At 44.6% G+C, this 21,955-nt stretch carries 21 protein-coding genes and 1 pseudogene; 14 read left to right on the forward strand and 8 right to left on the reverse strand.

Translation table 11 applies throughout. From position 1 onward, the window contains the following. Entirely contained in the window at window positions 1-567 is a 567-nt protein-coding gene (locus WA325_RS13985) for a TetR/AcrR family transcriptional regulator (RefSeq protein WP_105955405.1), read from the reverse strand. A 217-nt stretch (window positions 568-784) separates the two neighbouring features. Between WA325_RS13985 and WA325_RS13990 the strand changes: the two genes are divergently transcribed. Together WA325_RS13990 and WA325_RS13995 are read left to right on the forward strand one after the other, a co-directional pair. Next, entirely contained in the window at window positions 785-1,918 is a 1,134-nt protein-coding gene (locus WA325_RS13990; RefSeq protein WP_336183811.1) for a type II asparaginase, read from the forward strand. Window positions 1,919-2,088: 170 nt separating this feature from the next. Then, complete coding sequence (locus WA325_RS13995) at window positions 2,089-2,727, forward strand: esterase/lipase family protein (RefSeq protein WP_336183812.1); 639 nt, start codon at window positions 2,089-2,091, stop codon at window positions 2,725-2,727. A 37-nt stretch (window positions 2,728-2,764) separates the two neighbouring features. On the opposite strand, the gene WA325_RS14000 is transcribed toward WA325_RS13995, so the two are convergent. Continuing rightward, window positions 2,765-3,148, reverse strand: coding sequence for an RDD family protein (locus WA325_RS14000; protein WP_336183872.1), 384 nt, complete (start codon window positions 3,146-3,148; stop codon window positions 2,765-2,767). A 236-nt stretch (window positions 3,149-3,384) separates the two neighbouring features. Here WA325_RS14000 and WA325_RS14005 point away from each other — a divergent pair, with 236 nt between their 5' ends. Then, window positions 3,385-4,464 (forward strand): helix-turn-helix domain-containing protein, encoded by a 1,080-nt coding sequence (locus tag WA325_RS14005; RefSeq protein ID WP_105955402.1) that lies wholly within the window; start codon window positions 3,385-3,387, stop codon window positions 4,462-4,464. 43 nt (window positions 4,465-4,507) lie between these two features. On the opposite strand, the gene WA325_RS14010 is transcribed toward WA325_RS14005, so the two are convergent. Both WA325_RS14010 and natR read right to left on the reverse strand, forming a co-directional pair. Beyond that, a complete protein-coding gene (locus WA325_RS14010; RefSeq protein ID WP_336183813.1) occupies window positions 4,508-5,464 on the reverse strand; it encodes a sensor histidine kinase in 957 nt (318 codons plus the stop codon). Between the two features lie 12 nt (window positions 5,465-5,476). Continuing rightward, a complete protein-coding gene (gene natR / locus WA325_RS14015) occupies window positions 5,477-6,178 on the reverse strand; it encodes a two-component system response regulator NatR (RefSeq protein ID WP_059292023.1) in 702 nt (233 codons plus the stop codon). 143 nt (window positions 6,179-6,321) lie between these two features. Between natR and natA the strand changes: the two genes are divergently transcribed. The 3 genes from natA to WA325_RS14030 all read left to right on the forward strand — a co-directional run bounded on the left by natA (window position 6,322) and on the right by WA325_RS14030 (window position 9,291). Beyond that, entirely contained in the window at window positions 6,322-7,062 is a 741-nt protein-coding gene (gene natA / locus WA325_RS14020) for a sodium ABC transporter ATP-binding protein NatA (protein ID WP_059292022.1), read from the forward strand. Then, a complete protein-coding gene (locus tag WA325_RS14025; protein ID WP_105955400.1) occupies window positions 7,063-8,223 on the forward strand; it encodes an ABC transporter permease in 1,161 nt (386 codons plus the stop codon). It begins immediately after the preceding gene. Window positions 8,224-8,358: 135 nt separating this feature from the next. Further along, window positions 8,359-9,291, forward strand: coding sequence for an aldo/keto reductase (locus tag WA325_RS14030; RefSeq protein ID WP_336183817.1), 933 nt, complete (start codon window positions 8,359-8,361; stop codon window positions 9,289-9,291). A 37-nt stretch (window positions 9,292-9,328) separates the two neighbouring features. On the opposite strand, the gene WA325_RS14035 is transcribed toward WA325_RS14030, so the two are convergent. Next, complete coding sequence (locus WA325_RS14035; protein ID WP_105955398.1) at window positions 9,329-10,393, reverse strand: DUF4352 domain-containing protein; 1,065 nt, start codon at window positions 10,391-10,393, stop codon at window positions 9,329-9,331. 23 nt (window positions 10,394-10,416) lie between these two features. Beyond that, window positions 10,417-10,547, reverse strand: a pseudogene (locus WA325_RS14040) (hypothetical protein). A 164-nt stretch (window positions 10,548-10,711) separates the two neighbouring features. Between WA325_RS14040 and WA325_RS14045 the strand changes: the two are divergent. Further along, on the forward strand, window positions 10,712-12,130 hold the full coding sequence (locus tag WA325_RS14045; protein WP_202852468.1) for a YcdB/YcdC domain-containing protein: 1,419 nt from the start codon (window positions 10,712-10,714) through the stop codon (window positions 12,128-12,130). Between the two features lie 185 nt (window positions 12,131-12,315). Next, complete coding sequence (locus WA325_RS14050) at window positions 12,316-13,677, forward strand: YcdB/YcdC domain-containing protein (RefSeq protein ID WP_105955397.1); 1,362 nt, start codon at window positions 12,316-12,318, stop codon at window positions 13,675-13,677. A gap of 5 nt (window positions 13,678-13,682) precedes the next feature. Here the strand turns inward: WA325_RS14050 and WA325_RS14055 are convergent, their stop codons facing one another. Next, the gene (locus WA325_RS14055; protein ID WP_336183818.1) at window positions 13,683-14,186 is read right to left on the reverse strand and encodes a M15 family metallopeptidase; all 504 of its coding nucleotides are present in this window, start codon (window positions 14,184-14,186) and stop codon (window positions 13,683-13,685) included. Between the two features lie 120 nt (window positions 14,187-14,306). On the opposite strand from WA325_RS14055, the gene WA325_RS14060 reads away from it, so the two are divergent. The 6 genes from WA325_RS14060 (at window position 14,307) to znuB (ending at window position 20,750) form a co-directional block, all read left to right on the forward strand. After that, the gene (locus WA325_RS14060; protein WP_336183819.1) at window positions 14,307-15,428 is read left to right on the forward strand and encodes a Rap family tetratricopeptide repeat protein; all 1,122 of its coding nucleotides are present in this window, start codon (window positions 14,307-14,309) and stop codon (window positions 15,426-15,428) included. A 110-nt stretch (window positions 15,429-15,538) separates the two neighbouring features. Then, window positions 15,539-16,315, forward strand: coding sequence for an SDR family oxidoreductase (locus WA325_RS14065; RefSeq protein ID WP_227599061.1), 777 nt, complete (start codon window positions 15,539-15,541; stop codon window positions 16,313-16,315). A gap of 26 nt (window positions 16,316-16,341) precedes the next feature. Beyond that, entirely contained in the window at window positions 16,342-18,030 is a 1,689-nt protein-coding gene (locus WA325_RS14070; protein WP_336183820.1) for a glycoside hydrolase family 13 protein, read from the forward strand. 192 nt (window positions 18,031-18,222) lie between these two features. Next, window positions 18,223-19,197, forward strand: coding sequence for a metal ABC transporter substrate-binding protein (locus WA325_RS14075; protein ID WP_185848323.1), 975 nt, complete (start codon window positions 18,223-18,225; stop codon window positions 19,195-19,197). Between the two features lie 57 nt (window positions 19,198-19,254). Next, window positions 19,255-19,950: a zinc ABC transporter ATP-binding protein ZnuC gene (znuC, locus tag WA325_RS14080; RefSeq protein WP_024120122.1), complete on the forward strand. Its 696-nt coding sequence runs from the start codon at window positions 19,255-19,257 to the stop codon at window positions 19,948-19,950. After that, window positions 19,908-20,750 carry a zinc ABC transporter permease ZnuB gene (gene znuB, locus WA325_RS14085; protein ID WP_044162037.1) on the forward strand — a complete coding sequence of 281 codons (843 nt, stop codon included), beginning with the start codon at window positions 19,908-19,910 and terminating at the stop codon, window positions 20,748-20,750. The genes znuC and znuB overlap by 43 nt, the downstream gene beginning before the upstream one ends. 40 nt (window positions 20,751-20,790) lie before the next feature. Here the strand turns inward: znuB and WA325_RS14090 are convergent, their stop codons facing one another. Next, entirely contained in the window at window positions 20,791-21,786 is a 996-nt protein-coding gene (locus WA325_RS14090; protein ID WP_248337567.1) for an LLM class flavin-dependent oxidoreductase, read from the reverse strand. Window positions 21,787-21,955 lie beyond the last annotated feature (169 nt).

Genomic DNA, 21,955 nt, shown 5'->3' on the forward strand with positions numbered 1-21,955 from the left:
TTATTTCTTCAACAGAGCGGGAATGCGGCTGGAGATATGAAGAAGCGGTGTGCTGTCTTTTGCCGTTAATGATAAAAGAATGCCGCCTTCAATCATCGCGTTAATGACGATGCTTGATTCCTTGGCATGGCTCTCGCTGTAACCCGACAGCTGCAATTTTTCCTCAAACACAAGGGACCACGCTTTGTAGGCTTCATCACAGGCTTTTCGCAAAGGCTCGCTTTTTAATGATGTCTCTGCCGCAAGCAAGCCGACGGGCAGGCCTTCGATGTCCTCTGTGCATGAGAATTGACAGGAGAGCTCCTTCAGAAAGGCTTGAATGCCTTCTGCGGGATCAGTGCTCACGTCCATGCAATCTGTGATTTTCTGTCGGATGTATTCCTTCATTTCATTCACGGCTTCAATTGCCAGCTGTTCTTTACCGCCGGGAAAGTGGTAGTAAAGAGAGCCTTTAGGTGCACCGCTTTCTTTAATAATCTGGTTCAGTCCCGTGCCGTAATACCCCTGCAGCTGAAAAAGCCGGGTAGCTGCAGAAAGGATTTTCTCACGAGAATCTCCATAGCTCATAACATTCCCACCTTACTGATTGCGATCATAAAATATAGTGACTGGTCTATTATCTTGATTCCCCCATAGATTGTCAAGATAAAGAAACTTGTATAAGAAAATAAAATAAGCATATAAAAAAGCTGAGAGATAACCTGACGCACGTTTTGACTGAATAAATGAAATATTCAATTATTAAAAGACGTAAAGACGTTACCATACAAAAGGAGAGAAAAACATGAAAACACAACGATTCCTCTTACTGACCCTTTTTACCGTACTATTGCTTGCTTTTACCGGATGCTCACAATCTCCTGAAGCAAAAGAATCCCCAAAAGAAAAACCGCAGACACAAAAAGTTTCTTCAGCTTCTGCTTCCAAAAAAAATGATCTTCCAAATATCAAAATACTGGCGACAGGAGGTACGATTGCCGGAGCCGATAAATCAAAAACCTCTACAACTGAATACAAAGCAGGTGTCGTCGGCGTTGAGTCTCTGATCGAAGCGGTGCCAGAGATGAAGGACATTGCGAATGTCAGCGGCGAGCAAGTGGTTAACGTCGGAAGCACAAACATTGATAACAAAACATTGCTGAAGCTCGGAAAACGAGTCAACAAACTGCTTTCTTCAGAAGATGTTGACGGTATTGTCGTGACTCACGGAACAGATACATTAGAAGAAACGGCTTATTTTCTGAACCTCATTGTAAAAAGTGACAAACCGGTTGTTGTTGCCGGTTCGATGAGGCCGTCTACAGCCATCAGTGCTGACGGCCCGTCCAACTTGTACAACGCAGTTAAAGTGGCAGGCGCACCTGACGCAAAAGGGAAAGGGACGCTCGTCGTTCTCAATGACCGCATTGCTTCAGCACGGTACGTTACAAAAACCAACACAACCGCAACAGACACCTTTAAATCAGAAGAAATGGGATACGTCGGAACGATTGCCGATGACATTTATTTTCATAATGAAATGACACACAAGCATACAAAGGATACCGACCTCTCGATTTCCGGCCTTGATAAACTGCCGCAAGTAGACATTCTGTACGGCTACCAAAATGACGGAAGCTATCTGTTTGATGCGGCTGTGAAAGCCGGAGCAAAAGGCATAGTCTTCGCAGGATCAGGCAACGGATCTTTATCTGACGCAGCCGAAAAAGGAGCAGTCAGGGCGGTCAAAAAAGGCGTCACAGTGGTTCGCTCAACCCGTACGGGAAATGGTGTCGTCACACCGAACGGCGACTATGTGAAAAACGGCCTTTTGGCATCAAACTCCTTAAATCCGCAAAAAGCCCGGATATTGTTAATGCTCGCGCTCACCAAAACAGATGATCCCAAAAAAATCCAAGACTATTTTAATGAATATTAAAGAGAAGAAGGCGAAAAAGCCTTCTTTTTTTGCATTTTCGGGATCATAAACAGCTGAAATGTTCTCTCAACCTTAAAATTTCTTCAAAAATAAGTCAAATTTACCCTTTACTTAATTAAATTGGCAAAGTAATATAATTTAAGAATTTGTTGCAAAAAAAGGAGGAAATTATGAAACTTTTAAGAAGTAAGTTCATTGCACTTGTAACAATTGTTGCGCTGTCAGTTACATCCATATTTGCGATGCAGCCGTCAGCGAAAGCCGCTGAACATAATCCGGTGGTGATGGTTCACGGAATTGGCGGAGCTTCTTTTAACTTTGCCGGTATTAAAACTTATTTGGCATCACAAGGCTGGTCACGGGACAAGCTGTATGCTGTAGATTTTTGGGACAAGACAGGCAATAACTTAAACAACGGCCCAGTATTATCACGTTTTGTGCAAAAGGTATTAGATGAAACAGGTGCGAAAAAAGTGGACATTGTCGCTCACAGCATGGGGGGCGCCAACACGCTTTATTACATAAAAAAACTGGACGGCGGTAATAAAATTGAAAACGTCGTAACGCTTGGCGGCGCGAACCGTCTCGTTTCAAACAAGGCTCTTCCGGGAACGGACCCAAATCAAAAGATTTTATATACGTCCATTTACAGCTCGGCGGATTTGATTGTTATGAACTATCTGTCTAATTTAGAAGGGGCAAAAAATGTTCGTATCAACGGTGTCGGGCATATCGGCCTTCTGTACAGCAGCCAAGTCAACAGCCTGATTAAAGAAGGGCTGAACGGCGGCGGACAAAATACGAACTAATGAGAAACATAACCTTGAAGAATCCTATTCTTCAAGGTTATTCTGCTTTCAGCACAATTGTTTTCGCAGCCATATCATGAACGGCTTGTTTTTTCTTTGTAAATGCGGCTGTCAAATAAATAAGGCGGGAAAACACATGCACCCACGCTATCATGTAGCGGACAATGGCCTGTGGGAGGGAGATTTTCTCGTGTGTTTCATCTCTCACGATTTGCAGCCCGATGATTTTTTTGCCCAGCGTACCCTTCCAATTTGTCAGCGGCATCAGCAAAGGATACACAAGCAGCATCAATATGGCGACAGCAATGACGCCAGCGGACCCGTCGCCAAACATAAATCCGGATGCTAAAATCACTGTGGCCGCAATGATCACGTCAAGCACAAGAGCATAGGCGCGCAGCATAAAACCAGCTAGTTCCAACATAAACACTTCCTTAAAAATTTTAGATAAACACCTAACGGTTGTAAAAAAGAAGGGCCTAAAGTGGGGATAGGTTATAAGTCTTACGTCACAAAAGTTGATGAAAAAGTCATAGGTAAATTTACATAATGAACCAGGCTGTCACATTACCAAATTCTTTTTTAGCCCGAAACCAAGCCCTCAGAAGTTATTTTTGTTAAAATAGAAAAGTTACAACAGAATTCGGAGGGTTTATTGTGGGAAAAGTGAAAAGAAATGCCCCTTGCCCATGCGGCAGCGGTAAGAAATATAAAAAATGCTGCGGAAATAAAGTTGTCGACTTCCCGACAGAATTAGCGGCAAAAGAAGCAAAACAAATTCAGGAAGACTTAGTGGAGTATGCCTTCACAGTACATAGAGAAAGCATTTCAGGTTTTATCAACCAGCATGATTTTCTTTCTACTATGGACAGGCAGACAAAGGACATCAGTGTGTTTAATTTAGGAATCTGGGGAATCTTCTTCCACCCGCTCGCTGGTGACAAAACGATCTTTGAAGAGTACCTTCAGAAAAAAGGCGATACGATCACCCGCCCGAAAACACGTGAGATCGTTGAATCTTGGAAGAGCATGACGCCTGCTTTATTGCTGCTGAAGGATATGAAAGAAGCAGTTATTCATTTTGAAGATGTCATTACGAAAAAACAATTCGACGTGGAAATGGACGTCACAAGTCAAGACCTCCCTCCAGTGGGAAGCTTGATTCTCGGCTATCCGATTCACGAAGCGGAAAAAGCGGAATTCTTCATGCAGTTCACAATCTTCCCAGTGAAGAGAACGGAAGAGCTGATCAGCAAGGTGAAGACATATGCGGATGCTGCAGTGAAAAACGGCAAAACGCCGGAGGACTTCATGAAGCAGGAGTTCAACAACGTACTTTTCGCGCTGTTAGCTGAAAAAGATGAACAGCCGCAGCAAGCGGAGCCTGTTCAAGAAAGCAGCGTTGAGTGGGCAAATGACATGGAGAAAGAAACAGCCGCGGCGATCGAAAAAGGCATGAGCGGAGATGAATATCCGAATGAGCTGATTCCGGCAGTCATTGACATTTGGAAATCGTTCTGCGAGAAAAAAACACCTGTCATCAGAAAGCCGGAAGCTTTTGCGGCGGCAGTTGAATATTATGTGAATGCAATCTCACTTAACGGCGCAACCGTTTCCCAAGCCAAACTGGCGAAAAAATACGGCGTAAGCGCATCAACGATTTCAAGCCGCTACAAAGAAATTGAAAGCACGCTGCAAGATGAAGCGGATCGCTTTGCACAATCATTAACATCGTAATGACGAACAAAAAACCTTGAAAAGCCAAGCTTTTCAAGGTTTTTTATTTTTGGAACGGAATTTTAATTTCTAATCGGAAGACAGGATGGCGATATGTGAAATCAAGCTTGCCAAAAGCTTGGTTCACCAGCCTTTGGATCACATAAGTGCCGATTCCTTCATGAGTGCCGCTTTTCGTCGTATGGCCGAATGACTGATACAGTGTATCGAGCACTTTCGGTTCCATGCCGGGTGTCGTATTTTCACAAATCAGCACATAAAGCCCGCTTCGCAGTGATGTCTCCAGCTTGATCTCCGCTTTCTCAGGGGCCTCTGCAGCGCTGTCGAGCGCATTTTCTAATATGTTGCCGGCCAGGCTGACCTGATCAGCGGGAGAGAAAGGGAGGGAAGAAAGCGGTGTATGCAAATGCAGTGAAACGTTCACATTCGAAGCGTTTGCTTTTTCCAGAAAGTCATACAGCACCCCTGCAATGTACGCACTCTCTCCTTTCAAAAACCGGTCATATTGGCTGTACTGGCCCGCCCAATGTTTTATGTATGTTTGTGTGTCCGGCTCTGACTGCGCCGAGCTGAGCGCTGTGATATGCTTCATTGTATCGTGATTCCGGCTCCTGACATCCATCAGCATTCGATTGGCGTGCTGTTCAGCCTGAGTCAGCCGATCGATTTGTTCAAAAAGCTTTGTCAGCGAGCGGCACAGCCCGATGCGGAGCCATTCACACGTTGCGGATATCACAATCACAAGCAGCACCGCCAATCCAGAGGGGGCGATCAGCAAAAACGCCGCCGACAGAATGTGAATCACGGCGATACATGAATAGAGCTGATGCGGACAGCGATCCCGCATAGGCTTCGTTTTCCATATGTATAAAACCGCTGCCGCCGCGCCTAAAGCAGCGGCGAGCCAAGAAATGGCTGTGCTGTGCGATAGAATGGCAGCCGATTGATAAAATAGGAAACTGAATAAAAACAAATAAAGACATTGAAACAGAGTTATCACAACCTGCGCTCCTCAAAAATAATAGTTTTGAAAATAATCAAGCTGCTGCTTGGTAATCATCGCTTTTTTAGATGTTCCCTCAAACGAAACCGTAAACGAATGCTTCGTATAAGCGGAAAAATGCTTAATGTAATGAATGTTGATAATAAAGGAGCGGTGCGAACGAAGAAAATCCTTCTCCGGCAGATCGCCTTTAATATCGTTTAATGTTTGATACGTTTGCACTTCTTCAGCTGTTGTCACAATCGTCGTCGACCGTCCTGTGCGTTCGGCGAAAATGATATCCTTCTTTTGCAGCACATGCATTTTAGATTTTTGTTTAATCAAAATCCGCCCGTTCAAGCTCGTTTCCGTTTTCTTTTTGAAATAACGTTCGAAGGAAGAGCTGAGACGATCGGCGTGGTACGGCTTCATAATATAGTCGTGGACGTTCAGATCAAATGCGTGAACCGCATAGCCGCTGTTGCCGGTGACGAACATCACATCCACATCCAGCGAATGAGATCTGATTAAATCCGCCAGCTCGTAGCCTGACATGTGAGGCATCTCAATGTCGGCAAGCAGAAGATCAATGTCCCCGTTCTTCACCCGGCTGTAAGCTTCCTCCGCCGAATCGGTGGCAAAGACAATTTCGACATCCTGCATTCTGGACACGATTGCTTCCAGCTTCTCTAAATCTACTCGATAATCATCGACTAGTCCGACTTTTACCATTATCATTCCCCTAGTTAAATAGAATCATCTTTATTTTATCCCATTTCGCGACATAAAAAGAACTCTTCGCGACAACTTTATCCAACAAATCCAGCTTTTCGTATATAGTCATTACTAGAAATAACGAAAAGGGAGATTGTGACATGATTACACTGACGGATTGCAGCCGCAGGTTTACAGATAAGAAAAAAGTAGTCAAAGCTGTGCGTGATGTAAGCTTAACGATTCAAAAAGGAGAAGTCGTCGGCATTCTCGGAGAAAACGGAGCCGGCAAAACAACGATGCTGAGAATGATCGCGACCCTGCTTGAACCGACACAGGGTACGATCGCAGTAGACGGCTTTGACACGGCCAAGCAGCCGGCGGAGGTCAAGAAACGAATCGGCGTCTTATTCGGAGGAGAAACAGGACTCTATGACCGGATGACTGCAAAAGAAAATTTACAGTACTTTGGCCGGCTGTACGGGCTGAACCGCCACGAAATCAAAGCGAGAATTGAAGATTTATCAAAACGGTTCGGCATGCGTGATTATATGGACCGGAGAGTGGGCGGGTTTTCAAAAGGAATGAGGCAGAAAGTCGCCATTGCCAGGGCGCTGATTCACGATCCGGATATCATTTTATTTGACGAGCCGACGACAGGACTAGATATTACGTCAAGCAATATCTTCCGTGAATTTATTCAGCAGCTGAAAAGAGAACACAAAACCATCCTGTTCTCCAGCCACATTATGGAGGAGGTGCAGGCGCTCTGTGACAGTGTCATTATGATGCACAGCGGAGAGGTCATTTACAGAGGAGCACTTGAAACACTATACGAGAGCGAACGCAGCGACGATTTGAACTACATCTTTATGTCTAAGCTGGTCAGGGGGATTTCATAAATGGTAGGACAGATTTATAAAAAAGAGATGATCGACGCATTACGGGACAGAAAAACAATTTTACTGACGATCTTGGTTCCGATGATTACGATGCTGGGCCTTGTGTTTTTCTACGAAAGCATGCTGTCGGACAAAGGGGAGCAGTATACGATCGCTGTCGGCCAGTCCCTGCCGTCTGAGCTGGAACATAAGCTGAATGCGATTGACGAAATCAGTGTAAAGACATTCGCAAAACCTGAACAGGCGGTCGATGACGGCAAAGCGGATGTGTATCTGAATGTCCCGAAAGAGTTTGATTCTTATATCACCAGTATGACATCTTTTGAGGTTGACGTTTACGGCAGCTCGGTCGATCAAGGTTCATCAAATGCTATGCAGCTTGTGCAATCTGCCTTAGAGCAGTACAAAAATGAAATTGTGCAAGAACGTTTAACGAGTAAACATATTGACCACTCGGTGATCCAGCCGTTTTCGGTTCAGCAAAAAGAAGCAGATGAAGAGCAAGGCGTTTCCGCGATCATGCTTTCCGCCATTCTTCCGATGCTGCTTTTAACATCAATCGTTTCCGGTGCCATGCCGATCGCTCTTGATATTATTGCCGGAGAAAAGGACCGGAAATCCATAGAAGCGCTGCTGTTAACTCCGGTTAGCAGAAACAAAGTGTTAGTCGGCAAGTGGCTTGCGGTTTCTACCTTCGGGATAGCCTCTGGCGTATTGTCACTGATCTTTCTGATTTTGTGCACCGTCTTATTTACGGAAAAGTTAAGAACAGCCTTTCAGCTGGGAGATCATTTATGGGTCATTATCGGAGCGTCAGCCTTGATCATCGTGCTTTCTGCAATGCTGATCGCCGCAATGGAGCTTATGATCAGCATCATTTCCGGCACGGTAAAAGAAGCGCAGAGCTATATGTCTCTTGTCGTCTTTCTCCCTATATTCCCGATGTTTTTCATCTTCAATAAGGCGCCGAATCAAATCGATCTATCCTACTTTTTCATCCCATTCCTAAACCTGCACGCCTTATTTAAACAGCTGTTATTCGGGATGATAAATCCGGCTGCCATTCTATACACGTGCGGAACCATCGTCGTGCTCATCGTCATTTTCTTTTTACTGGCCAGAGCCTGCTTCTTAAAAGACAAATGGGTTCTGCCAAAATAAACTTGCAAAAGGAGAAATACACTTTCTCCTTTTTGTGTATGCTGAAAAAAGAAGGAAAATAGAAAAAGGATATCTAATACAGAAAGTGGAACCTGCGCTATTTTTCATCAAATCATTTCGGAAGGAGAAGGGACAATGGATCAAACACGTGCACTTGGGCAAACGAATTTACAGGTGAAACGGATCGGATTCGGCGCAAATGCGGTCGGCGGGCATAATCTGTTTCCGAATCTGAATGATGAAACTGGCAAGGACTTGGTTCGCACGGCATTGGACGGCGGCGTGAACTTTATCGATACCGCCTTTATATATGGATTGGGGCGATCCGAAGAATTAATCGGTGAGGTTGTTCAGGAACGCGGTGTCCGGGACCAGCTCATTATCGCCTCTAAAGGAGCCCATAAAGAAGTAAACGGCAGCATTGAATTTGATAACAGCAAGGATTTTCTTCGCGGCGAGGTGGAAAAGAGCCTGAAGCGGCTGAAGACAGATTACATCGATCTGTATTATGTTCATTTTCCGGATGGCAAGACACCTCTTGCGGAAGTCGCGGGCACGCTGAAGGAACTGAAGGATGAAGGGAAAATCAAAGCGATCGGGGCTTCGAATCTCAATTATCAGCAATTGCAGGAATTTAATGCGGACGGCTACTTGGAGGTCTTTCAGTCAGAATACTCTTTAATTCAGCGTGAGGCTGAGAAGGAGCTGCTCCCATACTGTGAAAAACACGGGATTTCCTTTATTCCGTACTTCCCGCTCGCATCCGGGCTGCTGACCGGAAAGTTTACAAAAGATGATACCTTTGACGACACTCGAAAGGACAAGCCGCAATTCCAGGGAGACACCTTTATTCAAAACCTGAAAAAAGTGGACAAGCTCAAAGCGGCAGCTGAGGAAAAGAATGCGGAAACGGCTCATGTCGCCTTGGCTTGGCTGTTAACGAGACCGGCTGTAGACGCCATCATTCCAGGTGCTAAGCGCCCGGAACAGCTGAAGGCTAACCTGAAAACCTTAGATGTTGAACTGACGGATGATGAAGCAGATTTCATCAGCAGGATTTTTAAATAAAAAAGGAAATAGCCACAGGGCTATTTCCTTTTGGTGTTTATTCTTTAATGAATGCTTCAACTAATTCTGCTGCTCTGTAATCGTCCATATCAAGCTGCCACTGGTCGATGTCATTTTTCTTCATTTTCACTTCAACCGTTTTTTCACTTGAAGCCGGGCCAAGCTTTTTGAACTCTTCTGGATAGACTTGAAGTGCATATTTTACAGCATCTTCATAGCTCGCACCTGAATTCTTGCTGTAGTAGTCTTTCATTCTGTCCTCGATGCGGTCGGAGAGAGAAGAAGCGTCGACTGGTTTAATTGTAGCTTCTACAATGGCTTCATCTTTTGAGATTGAAGTAGTTTTCGCTTGAATCGATGAGTTTTTGCTTAATCCCGCTTTAATACCGTTCACGATATTATCAAGCGCTTTGCTGTCCGCATATGTGCTTGAAAGGCCTGAAGCTGAGAGATAGCCGTCTTTTGCTGACTCGTTAAAGTCGTTTACAATCTCATTTTTGTTAGCGCCGGTGATTTTTTCGAAATCTTTGTTATCTTTACCGAAAAGAAGGACATCTATATATGCCGATAAAGCTTTCGCAGAGTCTTGGAGCTGATCTGCTGTCGCAAGGATTTTTTTGTCTTTTCCATCAATGTTGAATGTAACTGATTTTGGCTTCTTATCACCGTAAGATTCCGGCGTATAATTCAGCTCGTATTTTTCGCCTTTATCTACAACGAAGAAAAGATTTCCTTCAACAGATTTGTCAGTGTTAATCGTGCTGCCCTGCAGCTTTTCGTTATAGTCTTCAGGATCTGTGTCAGACATTTTGGTATCACCCTGGTACAAAGTGAAATCCATATTGTCTACATTAAGCGGTTCTTTCCCTGTGTTTTTCACAGCGACATTTACCTTTAACACGAGCTGATCATCTGAAGTTGACTTATCATACTGAGACGGAAGTGTATAAGAGACATCTTTGATCTTAACTTGAGCTATATCTGCGCTTTTTTCTGTTTCTGAATTTTTCTTCTCCGCGCTTGTTTTACTTCCGGAACAAGCAGCTGTAAACAGCATCAACAGGAGAACAAGGAAAACAGCGTACGTTTTTTTCTGAAACATTCATTTTTCCTCCTCAAATGGTTTTAGGAAAGGGGAGTCTTTTGTCTTTGAGAATTGGATCTTTTTGAATGGATTGACATCATGCAGCCAAAAAAATCGGTTCTTTTCTCACGGTTTTACCCAGATTTCTGGAAACTCCGTCCTTCTTTGCGATTGATGACCTATAAAAAGTTGCAACGGAATTAATTTTAAGATTATTAGCTTTTATATTGAATAGGTTCATCATACTATTTTTGGTGAAAAATGTTCTGGTAAAACTGGAAAACACAGAAATTTGTGTATATTAGACTATTACTTTATGATCATTCGGAGGGTGACATTCGAACGAAGAAGGGGGCCGCCTTGGTGAAAAAAGAGGAATTGAAACAAAAAGCACTGGAAATCGGCCGTGTGCCGACACACTTAAAGCTGGAAATTGAAGATTATGGTGATGAACAGAAAAGGTCGTATTTTTGCTGGATAGATCCGCAGGATGAACACAAAGGGATCATCGTAGAGCTTGGACCGGACGGACAGCTGGAAGGGCTTTCTCGTGATGTTGAGCTTGAAAGCGATGAGAAGCTGTCCGAAGACCAAATAGAGGATATCTTGATTCAGTTCGTGAACTCTCATTATCCTGAAGCTCCGTCTGCGTTTGTCCGTGAAGAAAATGATGAGGCGTATGATGATAAAGTAAGGTTTTCATATGTTCAAATGGAAGACGGGCTGCCGCTTCCTATGAGCGGATTTATGGCTGATGTCTCCTTATCAGGGGAGGTGGTGTATTTTCGGTATTACGGGAAAGCGTGCAATATAATCAAGCCGGAACAGGTCGCAGATGAAAAAGAAGCACTGGCTTATTTCAAGAAAGATGTAGATGTCACTCTCCTGTTTGAGATCCTTCATCGCTCTGTCTACAAAAACGGAGACGATCAGCCGCATTTGGTGTATGAGTTTGAAAACGCGGGCATTGCTGTGCCTGCAGATGTAAGTGAAAAAAAAGAAGTATTGGATGATGATTACGTGGAGTCAGAAGGCTTTCCTCTTCCCTTATTCGAAGGTATTCACGAAAATGCAGACCTTGGCAGCATGATCGGCTTGAACAGCGGACTGGTAAAAGTAAGGGAAGCAGATATAGGAAATGGAAGAATCGGGATCGTCTGGCGGAAACCGGATGTTCCTGTGTATCATCCGGCGGATAAAAGCATGGACAGCTGGTTAAGAGGACGGATTCACCAAGTGCTGAAAACCATCCATAACAAAGAAACCGGAAAACTCGAAGGTGTTATGTCGTTTATAGACGAAAAAGGGCCGAATACCGTAAGCGAGGAAGAGTGCGAAAAAATCGCCATTCGTTTTCTGTTCGCGTTATTCCCGAATGCTGATCAATATTTTAAGATCAAATACGATAAACAGGGTGAAGAAGGTTCGTCAGCCGGCTTTACGTTTGACGTGCACTGTAACGGAGTTCAGCTTCGGTTTGGGCAGGTGAGAATCTGCGTCAGCCGCCAGACTGGGCGCATTACCGTTTATATGGGACCGGACATTGACCCTGAAGTGCTCCAAGCTGTTGACCCAGTTCCCTCCATTTCACCGGAACAAGCCAAGTCTATCTTTTGGCGCCATTTTAAAGTCGAGCTTGGCTGGGAGAGAGAATACGAAGAAGATGAAGAAAACAGCTATCGTCTCGTCTACAAGCCGGTATATCCGAGATTGATTGATGCCCATACTGGTGAGGCTGTCATAAGTGCATTGTAAAACAGTCAAAAGTCACACATTTTCGGCATGTGTACTGGCTGATGTATGAAAAAAGTAATAGAAAGAATGTGGAAATCCAGTTTCCTTAATAGAAAAGGACCTTTCTTCACTTTCAAAGAAGAAGGGTCTTTTTATATAATAAACAAGGTTCTCTTTGTCGTAGACTCTTTGAAAGGATGACTTCATTGGTAAACAAACAGCTGAAAAAGAAGGCGCAAGAGATCGGAAATGTACCGCCGCATTATGAGCTTGAGATCGAAGATTATGCTCAAAAACAAAAGAAGAAGGGGCATGCATACTTCATTTGGAAGGACCCCGAAGATCCGGAAAAGCAAATTATCGTGGAACTCTCGAACGACGGCGCTCTGCTCACATTTTCAACAGCCGCCGGCCTCGAGCAGGACAAAAAGCTCCCAGATGCCGAGCTGAAGCTGACAGCTCTTCAGTTTGCCGCAGCCCACCATCCGGCCACATTTATGAAATTTCATTTTCAAGCCAAGGAAGAACGAGGGCATCACATCCGGTTTGTTTATACAAAAAAACAGCTGGGCCTCTCGCTTCCTAATTCAGGATTTTTAATAGATATCACCCGCAGCGGACAGATTGTCCATTTTTTATATTACGGAGAAGGGAACAAAGCCGACATCCCAAAGGAATTCGTAGAGAAAGAGAAGGTCATTTCCCATTACGTCAATACCATGTCTTTACGGCTCATGTATGACGTCATTGATGATGAACAGTCGCCCAGACTCGTCTATGAACCGATTTTGCCCGGTTACAGCTATCCAGCGGATGTAGATGAAATCGTGCCTGACCAGCATATATCGGATGAAAGAACGGAAAACGGGGCGCCTCTCCCGCTGCTTGAAAAAAAAGAAGAAACCGATATATATGGAATGCTGGGATTTACCCCTGATATGAAAAAAGTCGGTGAAAAGGACTTCGGAGAGGAACTTGGAAGCACTTGGCGCAAAGGCAGTGCGCCGGAGCGAAAGGATTTAAGCATAGGAAGCTATTTTGCAACGAGAAATAAAAATACAATCAAAATGAAGACTGATAAAAAAACAGGAAAATTAAAAGCAGCTATTTCTTTTATGGAACAGCAGGGTTCTGCACATTACTCAATGGAAGAATGCCAAGAGACAGCGCTTCAGTTTTTGTACGCACTCTATCCGAGAGCTGATGAGTTTTTCAGAGTGAATCCAATCCGAATCGACGAAAGAGGCAGGGTCCGCAATCATTTTTCTGTCTGGTATAAAGGAATACCGCTGCGGTTCGGCGCTGCCCGCATCATCGTCAACCCGGAAACCGGAAAAGTTGACGCTTTTATGGCTCCGGATATAGACCCAGAGCAATTAGAAACAATCAACCACAAACCGGATGTTTCAGCTGACGAAGCGAGAGAAGCATTTTTATCAGCGTTTGATGTGAAGCTGGAGTGGCAGCCTGATTTTTCAGCAGGCAGCCATCAGCATTATAAGCTTGTGTATAAGCCGATTTATCCTTCATATATTGATGCGCATAAAAGAAAAAAGAAGAGGCTGTGAGGTGTCTAGTCAGGAATCATCTGCAAGTGAGGGTAATCCTTGAACCGTTCCCAATCCCCGCCCCACTCAAATCCGAGTTTTTTAGCGATGGTGACGACCTCCAGCCAATCTGATTTCCCGTTTTGATTGCCGTCGTAATCCATATCCCATAAGATGCTTCCATCCTTTTTCTGAAGAGCAAAATCAATCGCCAAACCATAGTTATGATACGAATCCCCTCCTTTTGCATAGGTGACAATATTCCCTTTTTTTGTACGTCCTTGCTTATATAATTCGTCTTGTTCCTTGAAGGATCTGAATCCTTCGGTAATCACGATGGAGATGCCTTTATTCGCAGCGGCAGCCTTGAGGGTATCGGCATTCTGCTTCACAATCGGATCAAGAGCAGACGGAACAGGCCTGTCCTGCAGGGCGGTTTGAGCGTGCCATGCGTGCCGCACATATGAAAAACAAAGGTCCGCCACAAACAGGAGGCATAAGATGAAGGATGTTTTTGCTATTAATTTCATATCGGTCTCACTTTCTCATGAGGTGCTGAATGTTATGTTTTAAGCCATTGACTCTCTCTAAAAGAGAATAGCTATGATAAAATATAACATAAATAGTAGCAGGAGGAAGGAGGCAGAACAATGAGAGCAAAGATTCCATCTGAAGAAGTGGCGGTAAAACTAAACGAATGGTACAAACACATTCGTGCGTTTGAAGCAGATAAAGCAGAAGCGTTAAAGCAGGAGATCGAGTACGAATTAGAAGACATGGAAGAAAATCAGGATTTGCTATTATATTTTTCTTTGATGGAATTTCGGCATCGGATCATGCTGGACAAGCTGATGCCGGTGAAAGACAGCGACACCGAGCCTCCGTTCTCTGACATGCTGAACGAAATTGAAAGCAATCAGCAAAAACTGACGGGCTTATTAGAATATTATTTTTACTATTTCAGAGGGATGTACGAATTTAAGCAGAAAAATTTCATTTTAGCCATCGATCATTATAAGCACGCCGAGGAAAAGCTGGAGTATGTGGAAGATGAGATTGAAAAAGCTGAATTTCTTTTTAAAGTCGCAGAAGTGTATTATCACATCAAACAAACGTATTTTTCGATGAATTATGCAAGCCAGGCGCTTGATATCTATACGAAATACGAACTGTACGGCCGCCGCCGTGTGCAGTGTGAATTTATCATTGCCGGAAATTTGACGGATGTCTACCATCATGAAAAGGCGCTCAAGCACTTGTGCAGCGCTTTGGATCATGCAAGGCAGCTTGAGGAAGCATATATGATTGCCGCCGCTCATTATAACGTAGGCCACTGTAAGTACAGCTTGGGAGATCTTAGCGAAGCGGAGGGCTTTTTCAAGAAGGCCGCCGCCATTTTTGAAGAGCACAAATTTCAGCAGACCGTTCAAGCTGTATTTTCACTGACACATATCTACTGTAAAGAAGAAAAATATGAGAAAGCAATAGAGACGTATCAACACGGGGTAAAATGCGCGGCAGAATGGGCGGATGACATGTACTTAACAAAATTCCGCCTTATTCACGAGCTTTATCTTGGCAGCGGCGACAGGAAGGTACTCGAAGAATGCTTTGACCTTCTCGAATCCCGCCAGCTTCTCGCTGATGCAGAGGAGCTGCTGCTGGACGCGGCAGAACGCTTCAATCAGCAGCAAAATTACGAGTCCGCCGCTTTCTTTTACCGCAGGCTGATGGACATAAAAAAGACACTTGCCGAGCAGCGCTTCCAATAAGAGATGGCAGAGAACCGAAAAGGTTCTCTGCTTTTTTTATGCTGTTTTCAACCCGGAAAAATGGGGTATTTTCCAGATACACAATGGAAAATCAGAGGAGGACATCATTTATGTATAAAGATTTAATTGGAAAAACAGCCATCGTAACAGGCTCTTCAAAAGGAATCGGGAAAGCCATTGCGGAACGCTTTGGCCACGAGAAAATGAATGTGGTGGTGAATTATCACAATGACCCGTCAGGAGCCGATGAAACAGTGGACATCATTAAGCAAAATGGAGGGAAAGCCGTCGCAGTCGAAGCGGACGTGTCAAAGGAAGAAGGGATTCAGGCGCTGATGGATGCCGCTTTAGAACACTTTGGCACGCTTGATGTAATGGTGAATAATTCAGGCTTCAACGGTACAGAAGCCATGCCGCATGAGATGAACCTTGAAGATTGGCAAAGGGTCATTGATGTAAACGTAACGGGAACCTTTATGGGGGCAAAAGCCGCGCTCAATCACATGATGAAGAACAATATCAAAGGCAATGTGCTCAATATCTCAAGTGTTCATCAGCAGATTCCGCGCCCAGTTAATGTTCAATACTCAACTTCTAAAGGCGGCATCAAGATGATGACAGAAACGCTGGCGCTTAACTATGCAGACAAGGGAATTCGCGTCAACGCGATAGCACCGGGCACCATCGCCACAGAGTCCAACGTCGACACGAAAAAAGAAGAAAACAGACAAAAACAATTGAAAAAAATTCCGATGAAAGCCTTCGGTAAACCGGAAGAGGTGGCTGCTGCAGCGGCTTGGCTCGTATCGGGAGAAGCGAGTTACGTCACCGGCACAACACTGTTTGTAGACGGCGGAATGACACTTTATCCGTCTCAGCTCGAGTAGAAAGAAAAAAACAGGGGGCGTGCGGGATGAAAAAAGACTGGTGGAAGGATGCAGTCGTCTATCAAATATATCCAAGAAGTTTTCAGGACAGTAATGGAGATGGGATCGGGGATTTGCGGGGAATGATTTCCCGGCTGGACTACATAAAGGAGCTTGGGGCAGATGTGATTTGGATATGTCCCATCTACCCTTCTCCAAATGTTGATTACGGTTATGATGTGACTGACCATAAGACGATTATGGAGTCTTACGGCACGATGGAGGATTTTCATGATCTGCTTGACGAGGTGCACCAGCGCGGCTTAAAGCTTGTCATGGATTTTGTCCTAAATCACACCTCAGTCGAGCATCCGTGGTTTAAAGAAGCGGAGCTGGACAAAAACAGCAAGTACCGCAGTTATTACTTTTGGCGCCCCGGAACCGAAGATGGCCCGTCGACAGACTGGGTGTCAGACTACGGACGTCCGGTTTGGCAATATGAGGAGCACACTGGCGAATATTATCTGCACATGAATGCCGTCAAACAAGCTGATTTAAACTGGGAAAACCCTGACGTTCGCCAAGCGGTATATGACATGATGAAGTTTTGGCTCGATAAAGGGGTCGACGGCTTGCGTATAGACCAGCTTCATCTGATCTCAAAGAAAGAGTTCCTTCCTTCATATGAGGACTACGTCAATCAGTGTGCAGAACCGAAACCCTTCCAGCCGAACGGCGAACGCATCCATGACTATTTAAAAGAGATGACAGACGAAGTATTTTCACAATACGATGTCATGTCGGTCGGCGAGGTTGGCTCTGTCACACCGGAGGAAGGCTTGACATATACAGGAACTGATAAGCATGAACTGAATATGATTTTTCACTTTCAGCATATGGAGCTTGACCAGCAGCCGGGAAAAGAACATTGGGATCTGAAGCCCTTGGAGCTTTCTGATTTAAAATCTGTATTAACAAAGTGGCAGAAGACGCTTGAACATAAAGGCTGGAATACTCTGTTTTGGTGCAACCACGACCAGCCGCGGATCGTTTCCCGTTTCGGAGATGAAGGGAGATATCGCAAAGAATCTGCGAAAATGCTTGCCACTGTCCTTTATTTTATGAAAGGCACGCCGTATATTTATCAAGGAGAAGAAATCGGCATGACAAACGCGCCGTTTACGAGAATTGAGGACTACAAAGATATCCAAACGATTAATATGTATCATAAACGGGTGTTTGAGAACGGCTATGATCCTGAAGAAGTGATGACTTCTATCTTGGCCAAAAGCCGGGATCACGCCCGGACGCCGATGCAATGGAGCAGCGGAAAGAATGCCGGATTCACGGACGGAACGCCATGGCTGAAGGTCAATCCGAACTATACATCCATCAATGCCGAGGAAGCGGAGGCCGACCCCGATTCCATTTTAGCCTATTACAAAAAGGTGATCAGCCTGAGAAAGCAGTATGCAGATCTCATAAAAGGAAGCTACGATCTCTTGCTCCCTGATGATCCGCAGCTGTTTGTATACGTCAGAGAGAACGGCCGGCAGAAGCTTTTGGCGGTGAATAATTTTTCAAAAGAGCAGGCTGTATTCCAATGGCCGGAGTGCTGTAGCAAGGATCAGGCGTCCCTTTTACTCAGCAATTATAAAAACAACGGTGATACTGCTGATGAAATGGTGTTTCAGCCTTACGAGAGCAGAGTATATCTTTTGAACACAAGAGAATAAGAAGTCAGCCCGGCGCAGTTTGCCGGGTTTTTCAGTACATATATCCGCGCTGCACGCGGGAAGAATAAAAACATAGCGTCAACATAAAATTAATCTTGCAAAACGTAATGACTTCGGTTTATTATTATTAAGGATTACAAAATCGTTATCATTTTGATTTAAAGTCATTGTGAAAAAGAGGGGATATTCGTTATGTTTAAAAAATGGAGCGGTTTGTTTGTGATTGCAGCGTGCTTCTTATTGGTTGCGGCATGCGGCAACTCATCAACAAAAGGGTCAGCGGATTCAAAGAGTGATAAACTGCACATTGTCACGACGTTCTACCCGATGTATGAATTTACGAAACAAATTGTGAAAGATAAGGGCGATGTGGATCTTTTAATTCCGTCTTCTGTCGAACCGCACGACTGGGAGCCGACGCCGAAGGATATTGCAAGCATTCAGGACGCAGATTTGTTCGTTTATAATAGCGAATACATGGAAACTTGGGTTCCTTCAACTGAAAAAAGCATGGGCCAAGATCATGCGGTTTTCGTAAATGCGAGCAAGGGCATTGATTTAATGGAGGGCTCTGAAGAAGAACACGAACATGAACACGAGCATGAACACGGAGATCACGAAGAGCATGAACACAGCCATGAAATGGACCCTCATGTATGGCTCAGCCCTGTTTTAGCGCAAAAGGAAGTTGAAAATATTACTGCGCAAATCGTGAAGCAAGACCCGGATAACAAAGAATACTATGAGAAAAATAGTAAAGAATATATTGCAAAACTGCAGGATCTTGATAAACTATATCGTACAACCGTAAAAAAAGCGGCGAAGAAAGAATTTATCACACAGCACACAGCTTTTGGCTATTTGGCAAAAGAATACGGCCTGACTCAGGTTCCGATTGCAGGGCTTTCTCCTGAACAAGAGCCGAGTGCAGCTGACTTAGCAAAACTGAAAACGTATGCCAAAGAGCATGACGTGAACATTATATATTTTGAAGAAATTGCATCCTCCAAGGTTGCAGATACACTGGCCAGTGAAATCGGCGCGAAAACAGAAGTGCTGAATACGCTGGAAGGCTTAAGCAAAGAAGAACAGGATAAAGGTATAGGGTACATCGACATCATGAAGCAAAACCTCGATGCCTTGAAAGATTCACTATTGGATAAATAAAAAGATAGTGTGCGCCGGAGGGTGCACACTATTTCTTTGTGAGAAAGGAAGATTGACATGAATCTCGTCTCATTGAAAGATATCGTTTTTGGCTATTCCCACACGCCTGTGTTGGATAAAGTATCTCTTGATATTGAAAGCGGCGAGTTTGTCGGCATCACAGGTCCAAACGGCGCTTCTAAATCAACGCTGATAAAAGTGATGCTCGGCATGCTGAAACCGTGGGAAGGCAAGGTAACAATCAGTAAAAAGAATGCAGAAGGAAAACGTCTGACTATAGGGTATGTCCCGCAGCAAATCTCTTCATTTAATGCAGGTTTTCCGAGCACCGTGCTTGAGCTTGTCCAATCCGGCCGGTACACAAAAGGGAAATGGTTTAAACGTTTGAATGAAGAAGATCATATCGAAGTAGAAAAAGCCCTGAAAATGGTGGAAATGTGGGAGCTTCGCCATCGGAAAATCGGGGACTTGTCGGGCGGCCAGAAACAGAAAATCTGTATTGCCAGAATGCTTGCCAGCAATCCCGATCTCTTAATGCTGGACGAACCGACGACAGCGGTTGATTATGACAGCAGAAAAGGGTTTTACGAATTCATGCACCACTTGGTGAAAAATCATAACCGCACAGTTGTGATGGTCACTCATGAACAAAATGAAGTACAGCAATTTTTAGATAAAGTGATTCGATTAGAGAGAGGAGAAAAAGGCGGATGGAAATGTTTGACTTGGAATTCATGCGACGAGCTTTTCTAGCAGGCGGTATGATCGCCATCATGGCTCCGATTTTAGGGGTATATCTTGTGCTTAGAAGGCAGGCCTTAATGGCTGACACACTCTCGCATATTTCACTGTCGGGTGTTGCCATCGGCTTTTTCCTCAGTACCAATATTACCGCGGCGAGCATAGTCGTTGTGACCGTCGGCGCGGTCGGAATTGAATACATGCGGCGGGCATATCGGACATATTCGGAAGTATCCATTGCCATCTTAATGGCGGCGGGTTTGTCCTTCGCGATGTTTTTAATCAGCCTTTCGAAAGGCGCCGCCAATATGAGCATTGATCAGTACTTATTCGGGTCGCTCGTAACGGTTAACCAGCAGCAGGTCTATATTATCGGCATCATTACATTGTTGATCCTGCTTTATTTTATCGTGCTGAAAAGGCCGCTCTATCTGCTGACATTTGATGAAGCAACAGCCAAAACGTCCGGAATCAATACAAACATTCTGTCGATGTCATTCAGCATTGTCACTGGTCTAGCGATCTCAGTTATTATTCCGATTATCGGCGTACTGCTCGTATCGGCACTGCTCGTATTGCCGGCAGCTTTCGCCATTAGAATCGCAAAAGGCTTTAACATGGTATTTATGTCAGCCATACTCATTTCCTTATTCAGTGTATTTATGGGACTGACATCATCTTATCAGCTCGGCACACCGCCAGGTCCTTCCATTACCCTGCTGTTAATTGTTCTGCTCCTGATCGGATTTGCAGTTCAGGGGATATGGACGTTTATCAAAAAAGAAACCCAGCGTAAAAAAGGGCGCAGGTAAAAATAAAAAGCAGTTTTCCCTTTGGGAAAAACTGCTTTTTTTATAGAAATAAACCTGCAAGACGTTCATATGATTCTTTTTTCGCCTCAAAATCAAACACATTGCAAAGAACCATGATTTCATTTGCTTCATAGCGGTCCGCCAGCTCTAGAAGCTGCTGTTTTACAGTGCTTGGAGAACCGATGACCATGCGCTTTCTGTTTTCTCGTATTTGGTTTTTGTCTGATTCAGTATAGTGGTATGCTTTCGCTTCCTCAATGCTTGGCACCCTGCTGTCCAAGCCTTTCCCGACGCGAAGAAGCCACAAATCCTGGCTTAACGCGAGCTCCTCTGCCTCTTCATCTGTTTTTGCGCAAATGACAAAGATCGTAAACAGTGCGGCCGGAGATGTGAAATGGGCTGATGGCTGAAAGTTTTCACGATAGATGCGAAACGCGCTTTCCCCTCGTTCAGGGCTGATAAAATGTCCAAACACATATCCGATTCCCTGATGGGCCGCTCGCCTTGCGCTGTTCTCCCCTAATCCAAGCACCCAAAGCTCCGGTGCTGTGTCAATAAGAGGAGCCGCTTTGATCCCGGCATACGGATGCCCGGCGGGAAGCAAATCGGTCAGAAAATAAGAGACATCCTGAAGCTGTCTGTTAAAATCGGTTAAGCTTTTTTTGATGCCGTCGGTTAGTGCGAGCCGGGTTTTCGTCGTTCCGCCCGGCGAACGCCCGAGGCCAAGGTCAATCCGGTTCGGATACAAGGCCTCAAGCTGGCGAAAGGTCTCGGCCACCTTAAACGGGCTGTACTGAGGCAGAAGCACACCGCCAGACCCGACACGAATCTTGTTTGTGTGAGCCGCGATGCGGGCGATCATAATTTCCGGTGCCGTGCTTGCCAGTCCTTTCGTGCTGTGGTGTTCGGCAAACCAATAACGCTTATAGCCCCATTCTTCACTTCGTCCGGCCAGCTCGACCGAATGCTGAAGGGTTGTCACGGGGCTTTCTCCTTTAGAAACAGGTGCCTGATCAAGTATGCTTAAATGAATCAAAAGGCCGCTTCCTTTCCGTTGCTTTTTAGAATGTGATACAAGAATAGGCAAAATGACTCGCTCACGTCAAATGGTTTGTTTAAGATCCGCCATTCATATGATTTGAAAAACATATATCAAATATGGGAGATTTTTTTCGAGGATTTTCGTCAATTATTCTTAACTTTTA

The organism is Bacillus sp. 205(2023) (assembly GCF_037027485.1).
GTDB lineage: Bacteria > Bacillota > Bacilli > Bacillales > Bacillaceae > Bacillus > Bacillus halotolerans.

What these genes read in the sequence shown, in the direction of transcription:
- WA325_RS13985 (WP_105955405.1), bottom strand. Translation starts at nt 567, where the DNA reads ATGAGCTATGGAGATTCTCGTGAGAAAATCCTTTCTGCAGCTACCCGG.
- natA (WP_059292022.1), top strand. Translation starts at nt 6,322, where the DNA reads ATGATTACACTGACGGATTGCAGCCGCAGGTTTACAGATAAGAAAAAA.
- WA325_RS14030 (WP_336183817.1), top strand. Translation starts at nt 8,359, where the DNA reads ATGGATCAAACACGTGCACTTGGGCAAACGAATTTACAGGTGAAACGG.
- WA325_RS14055 (WP_336183818.1), bottom strand. Translation starts at nt 14,186, where the DNA reads ATGAAATTAATAGCAAAAACATCCTTCATCTTATGCCTCCTGTTTGTG.
- WA325_RS13995 (WP_336183812.1), top strand. Translation starts at nt 2,089, where the DNA reads ATGAAACTTTTAAGAAGTAAGTTCATTGCACTTGTAACAATTGTTGCG.
- WA325_RS14065 (WP_227599061.1), top strand. Translation starts at nt 15,539, where the DNA reads ATGTATAAAGATTTAATTGGAAAAACAGCCATCGTAACAGGCTCTTCA.
- WA325_RS14070 (WP_336183820.1), top strand. Translation starts at nt 16,342, where the DNA reads ATGAAAAAAGACTGGTGGAAGGATGCAGTCGTCTATCAAATATATCCA.
- WA325_RS14035 (WP_105955398.1), bottom strand. Translation starts at nt 10,393, where the DNA reads ATGTTTCAGAAAAAAACGTACGCTGTTTTCCTTGTTCTCCTGTTGATG.
- natR (WP_059292023.1), bottom strand. Translation starts at nt 6,178, where the DNA reads ATGGTAAAAGTCGGACTAGTCGATGATTATCGAGTAGATTTAGAGAAG.
- znuB (WP_044162037.1), top strand. Translation starts at nt 19,908, where the DNA reads ATGGAAATGTTTGACTTGGAATTCATGCGACGAGCTTTTCTAGCAGGC.
- znuC (WP_024120122.1), top strand. Translation starts at nt 19,255, where the DNA reads ATGAATCTCGTCTCATTGAAAGATATCGTTTTTGGCTATTCCCACACG.
- WA325_RS14025 (WP_105955400.1), top strand. Translation starts at nt 7,063, where the DNA reads ATGGTAGGACAGATTTATAAAAAAGAGATGATCGACGCATTACGGGAC.
- WA325_RS14060 (WP_336183819.1), top strand. Translation starts at nt 14,307, where the DNA reads ATGAGAGCAAAGATTCCATCTGAAGAAGTGGCGGTAAAACTAAACGAA.
- WA325_RS13990 (WP_336183811.1), top strand. Translation starts at nt 785, where the DNA reads ATGAAAACACAACGATTCCTCTTACTGACCCTTTTTACCGTACTATTG.
- WA325_RS14075 (WP_185848323.1), top strand. Translation starts at nt 18,223, where the DNA reads ATGTTTAAAAAATGGAGCGGTTTGTTTGTGATTGCAGCGTGCTTCTTA.